Consider the following 5,097-nt stretch of genomic DNA (forward strand, 5'->3'; position numbering starts at 1 on the left):
ACGGTGGCCATTATTCGGTGACCGGGATTGGTCAAAATAGTTTGACTATTAGCGGCTAAAATCGCCCGGCGCTAACAATGCGCAGCGTCAGCGTGCCGGCGCAGGTGCGAGCGACCTCTCGCGGTAGCCGTTTCGGCTGTTCGCCCCGCCACCGCTCAGCTGGTCGGCCTCGGCGTCCATCGCGGCGTTCACGACCTGTTTGGCGAGTCTGGGGAGCAGCTCCCGCATGTCGATGGCGCCGTCGCTGAAACGGGGCATGGCGAGTATGTCCGGCGCCGGGTCTGACAAGATTTACATAGCGATCTTCGTCTTTTCCCGGAACCTGTTGTTGTGGTGATTTCTGGTTCCGGGACGAAGGCCGTTTTTCGTTAAACGGGCACTAAGGGGTCACCCTTGCACCAACATTTTCGGCGCGATCCATGAGATTGAATTCCGCCATTCTTTTTGGATGCCAATGTGCTTGCTAGTATACTGATACCAGTATTTTTAATTGCGTTCTATTAGTTTCTCGATTATAAGGATTTTTATGACAAGTTCCATAAGATGTAAGCCTTTATTTGTTTTGTTTGCCTTTTTTTTCGCATTCTATTCAGTCTATTGGTATCTAAATAATCCGAGATTACTTGTACTGCTTACAATTACCATCTCGTTGATTCTAATTCTTGGCCTTTGCGCTGCATATGCTAAGGTGTACCATCGTCTTAAAAGTGAATGGGTATTCTTGGCGCTGCTTATAGCATTTCTAATTATTTTTATCTTTATCTTTCCTCCGTTTACGGTTCCGGATGAAGGCCATCATTTTTTTTCAACTTATTGGATGGTTGATAGTCTTCCATTCAATGCGCATGTGACAAATGATGGTGGTTTTCTAGTACGGGATATCGATCTTTCCCTTTATAAGGGTCGCCAGAGTAACGCCATTGACTCCTCTTCATTTGATTCGATTATTCAGAATTATGCTCTGTTTGAGAATGGGAAGTGGACTCCATTCAATGAGTTCTCATTTAGCGTCAGTAGTGAGAACGTTTCTGCGAAAATAGGATCTATCGTTGGGCTGCAAATCGGTCTGTTTTTCGGACTTGGTGCCTATCCTGTGTTCTATATGGGGCGCATTGGTTCGGCTCTGGTTTTTTGCTTTTGTGCGTTCCAGGCATACAGGATTGCACCTAAGGGCAAATCGGTTATTGTTTTTGTTTCGCTTCTGCCTATGACGCTTCACTTGGCTGCTTCATACTCTTATGATTCAGGAATTATTGCGTACTCGCTTTTAGTATTCGCTTGTCTAATGCGCGGTTTTTTTGGAGAGCAGAAATCAATAGGTTGTAAAGAAATCGTCATTTATTTAATTATTTCGGCGTTTTTGGCTCCGTGTAAGGTTGTTTATTCTGGGATGATATTACTTGGTTTGCTTGTGCCCCTTTCGCAGTTCCAAGATGTGAAAGTCGGACGTATCGGTAAGTGCATACTGATCTTTGCTGTTATAGCCTCCGTTCTAGTGCTGCGCATAGCATCAATGAGTACATTGGTGTCTCAGTCTTCAGATGCCTCTCGTGGCCAAGAGATCGGGCGGTTTTATACGCTCAGTGACATCATCATGCATCCAAAGAATAGCTTCGAGGTCTTTTTTAGGACATTAGATTCCCTAGGAGATTTCTATTGGGGATCCACCTTAGGTTATTCGCTTGGATGGCTCCAGAAAAACTTGCAGTTTCCAGCCTTTTTTATGATTCCTTATTTGTTGTTTGGGTTTATTTGTTGTTTGGATTCCGAAGATGAGCCCTCTTTTCTCAGCCCCATTTGTTCCATTCTGTTTATTATCGCTTTTGCTTTGGCTGCCCTTGGTTCCATTGTATCTATGTGGTTGGGCTGGACGTTCAATTACGAGAATGTAATACAGGGTGTTCAAGGACGATATTTTCTTCCTGTTCTACCAGCTTTGTTGTTTGGGTCGAGAACGCGCTTGTTTAAATTCAACTCATCTTCGCTTTCTGTCGTCTCTTTTGGCATGTGCGTGATGAATTGTTTATATCTTATTCGTTTTATTAGTATTGCATCCTGTGTGTAGGCCTTTGCGTAATGCTCTCGGGTTTTTTCTGCTATCTAACAGTTTAGATAGCAGGCGATGATTCGGACGCCGCAGGGTCCCCGAAAGCTATGCTTTTCCAAGCCAAGCAGAGACTTTGACCGAGCGCTGGGTTGGCATGCGAGAGGCCAACATGAGGCCGTGCCGCGGGGCGGACCGCAGGTAGCAAAACGGCACCGGAGCCCATGTCGGGCCCGGTGCCCAAGCGCGATATCGACGGCGCAGTTTCGCGATATTCAACAGCGCCCAAATGAGTAAATACTCATTATCTATAAATGATAATAACGATTCGCGGGTTCCCCGACGGTGAAGTTTGGATTCATATAAGGATCGCCTTTGACGTAATACTTAGCCCATCGATAATTCATGTACGCGACCTCTTTGTGGAAGCGAATCTGCTTCTCCGTATTGTTTTCAACGCCTCTAGAAATCGACTCGTAGTGATAGAGCTCGACTTCGGGTGTGTATACAATTAGGTCGTTGATCTCGCGTAGCTTTAAGCAAAAGTCAACGTCATTAAATGCAACTTGAAGCTCTTCCGTGAAACCTCCGACTTTCTCATATTCATCACGCTTGGTCATTATGCAAGCTGCGGTGACGGCGCTGAAGTCTTGTTGTGCATCGTTGAGTGCAAAGTAGCCCCAGTTATCCCTTGGCATGCTTTGGCAAAGATGTCCTGCCACGCCACCAGTGACGCATAAGCCCGCGTGCTGGATGGTGTTGTCGGGATAGTAGAGTTTTGCACCAACTGCGCCAACATCCTCACGTGCGCAGATGCCAAGCATAGTCTCAATCCAATTGGGCGTAATTACCTCAGTATCGTTATTCAACAGCAAGAGATAGTCGCCCTTGGCGTGAGCAACGCCAAAGTTCATGAGCTTGGAGAAATTGAATTCGTGCTTCCAAGTTACAAGACGAACGATGTCAGGATATTTTGCTTGCAACTTATCGTAATAATCGAACGTCTCCTTTTCTGTGCTGTTGTTTTCGATTATGACAAGCTCGAAATTGTCGTACGTTGATTTCTCAACAATTGACTTAATGCAGTTGTCCAGAATGTTGGCGTGGTCTTTAGTTGGAATGATAATTGACACGAGTGGATGGGAATCTGGCACAGCGTAGGATACTTTATATGTAAAGGGACGACGCGCTTGTTCGACCTTCGCATTGAGCCCAAGCCTGTCCAAATGACTCTGGACCGCTTTGATACCTGCGATAGTGGCATACGGCTTGCTATCGGCATTTGCTGCGGTGGAGGTCTCGCTTAGGCGCCAGTGATATAGAACCTTTGCAACATGATGAACTTTCCTTGCCTTTTCCACGGCGTGGAGAGTCAGATTATGATCCTGTGCTCCATCGAACTCTTTCGTGTTCGGTTCTAGAGTGTCAAGCAGAGACTTACGGATGGTAAGCATATGGCAGATATAGTTATTGTTTCTGAGCAGATCGATATTGAAATCCGGCTTAAAGAACGGCTGCGCTAGCATTCCATCGGGCATGAGTTTATCTTCATCACAATAAAGAAGATCGACGTCATCATTGTTTTCAATTGCCTCGGCATATGAGAACAACAAGTCCGGTTCAAGAATATCGTCATGGTCAAAGAAGCTAACGAAATCACCCGAAGCGATGGCAACGCCGGCGTTTGTGTTTTCGGAAATGCCCTTATTCTCGGTAAGGTTAATTGATTTAATTCTGTTGTCGTGGGCCGTCTCCTGCTCAACGCGAGCCTTTAGTTCCTGATTGTCAGGGCTTGCATTAACTAGGAGGAGCTCCCAGTTTGCATAAGACTGGTTTTTTACGGATTCGACCATATCGTTAAAAAACGAAATGGGCGTGTTGTAAAGAGGGACAATGATGCTGAATTTCGGAGCGCTATTGAAGACGATTTTTCTCTGCTTCTCCAGTGCACCAATGGTTGCCTTATGCTCTGTAAACCATTCGGGGTATTCAGGGTCAAACTGCGCATGGGTAAAGAGGAAGTTGGTCTCCTCAAGAAGCAAGCCTAATTTATCAGGCGTTAAGCAGTCAAATGCACTGAATGATGGGTGATTTTGATCGTCAATAATAAAATAGTAACGATCAAACGCCTTTGGCATGCGGATCGAGAGCTGCGTTTCAAGTTGCTTTTTCTCTGATGTAAATCCAACGCTCGTTACATTTGAACCGAAATTGACTATGCTCAGCCCAACCTCATTGAGGAACCGGTCGAGGCAGCGAAGTTTGATTTGCGAGTCATTGCGGTACGGTGTTCTAACCGTGCACCTCAGGATATACTCGTTTGAATCTTCGATGCACTGCCAAAAATCAATCGTCGCCATCTCAAACTCTGAAACGTCATCGTAATTTCGGAGTTTGCTGCACATGTCAGGTTTAATTTTGTAGTTAAGACGCGACTCCCATTTGATGTTCTTGCAATTGAGCGAAAGGGAGTCGCTGCTCAGGTTGCAACCGTCTTTGCCGATTTCGTTAAACTCAATTTTAATGGCTCGGGTATCGGGGTCGGGGATTACAAGAACGTATGAGTTCGATTCGCCGTTATTGTCCTTGAATTTTAGAAGAGACAAAGGTAAGCGGCGGTCGTCATCCGTTGCCGCTTGAGCTTTTATGCTGGAGCCTTCATGGATGCCTTCTATTTTAAGTTGCTGGTAGATTTTCCAGTTTCCTCTGCATACTCCGGTTGTTTCGACTCGCATTGTTTGCCTTTCGTTTGTTGGACACTGCTCATTGTACTAATTCATTTCCTACCTCGCGATAAATGCAGAAAGAGATGCGTGTTTCTGCTGTCCGTTTTAAAGAGAATGAGGAGGAAGCCGTTGCCGGCGCATATAATTTTAATAACTATGTTTGTCTAATCGTTATTTGCAATTAGCAGCTTTTGCTCAACGATTGTCAACTGAGAGGAATTCTATGAAAGGCATCATCCTCGCCGGCGGTTCCGGCACCCGCCTGTACCCGCTCACGCTCGTGACCTCCAAGCAGTTGCTGCCGGTCTACGACAAGCCCATGATCTA

Annotated in this window: 3 protein-coding genes; 2 read left to right on the forward strand and 1 reads right to left on the reverse strand. The window is 45.8% G+C overall.

Going from position 1 to position 5,097, the window contains the following annotated elements; genetic code table 11:
• Positions 1 to 526 precede the first annotated feature (526 nt).
• Positions 527 to 2,065: a DUF2142 domain-containing protein gene (locus I1969_RS10795; RefSeq protein WP_195235122.1), complete on the forward strand. Its 1,539-nt coding sequence runs from the start codon at positions 527 to 529 to the stop codon at positions 2,063 to 2,065.
• A gap of 287 nt (positions 2,066 to 2,352) precedes the next feature.
• On the opposite strand, the gene I1969_RS10800 is transcribed toward I1969_RS10795, so the two are convergent.
• On the reverse strand, positions 2,353 to 4,779 hold the full coding sequence (locus tag I1969_RS10800; RefSeq protein WP_195235123.1) for a glycosyltransferase family 2 protein: 2,427 nt from the start codon (positions 4,777 to 4,779) through the stop codon (positions 2,353 to 2,355).
• Positions 4,780 to 4,993: 214 nt separating this feature from the next.
• On the opposite strand from I1969_RS10800, the gene I1969_RS10805 reads away from it, so the two are divergent.
• The coding region (locus I1969_RS10805; protein WP_267471237.1) for a sugar phosphate nucleotidyltransferase at positions 4,994 to 5,097 on the forward strand (104 nt) is incomplete at its 3' end.

Source organism: Collinsella aerofaciens (assembly GCF_015548375.1).
In the GTDB taxonomy this organism is placed as follows: domain Bacteria; phylum Actinomycetota; class Coriobacteriia; order Coriobacteriales; family Coriobacteriaceae; genus Collinsella; species Collinsella aerofaciens_AB.

Coding starts and splice junctions, on each gene's coding strand:
- I1969_RS10795 (WP_195235122.1), top strand. CDS start 527: ATGACAAGTTCCATAAGATGTAAGCCTTTATTTGTTTTGTTTGCCTTT.
- I1969_RS10800 (WP_195235123.1), bottom strand. CDS start 4,779: ATGCGAGTCGAAACAACCGGAGTATGCAGAGGAAACTGGAAAATCTAC.